This is a genomic window from Elizabethkingia argenteiflava (genome assembly GCF_009904105.1).
GTDB lineage: Bacteria > Bacteroidota > Bacteroidia > Flavobacteriales > Weeksellaceae > Elizabethkingia > Elizabethkingia argenteiflava.
On record NZ_JAAABJ010000220.1, the window covers coordinates 1 to 409 of the forward strand.

At 47.4% G+C, this 409-nt stretch carries 1 pseudogene; it reads right to left on the reverse strand.

The features are described 5' to 3' along the window. A pseudogene (locus GNY06_RS01935) lies at positions 1–409 on the reverse strand (IS1380 family transposase); the annotation flags it as partial.

Here is a 409-nt window from a genome sequence, read left to right on the forward strand (position 1 = left end):
ATGACTTGTAATCGTTGGTCAGAATACAACGGTAAGTGTATTCGCCTTCCCACAGGTCAAGGTCGCCACTGTTGCGTCTTTGTCTCTGGATGACAAGACGATAGCACTTGCCTTCCCATTTCTCAACGAGAATGGAATTGAGTTCGAACTGGATGCCGTTAATCTCCTCCGTCTTCCATCCTCTCAGAGCAAAGATGTCATTGTAGAGCGAACTGCATCGGTTGGCACGGATGTAGAAATGTTTGCAATGCTTCTCTATCTCACTGACGATTTCCTTCGAGCAGGAACCGCAGTCTGCCCTGAAGCGATTTACACGGATGTTCTGGGATTCCAGAAGAGCGAAGAATCTCTTATGGGTGTCTGCCTGATGAAAACGCACATTCGTGTTGCCATCGCTGTTCTCGATATA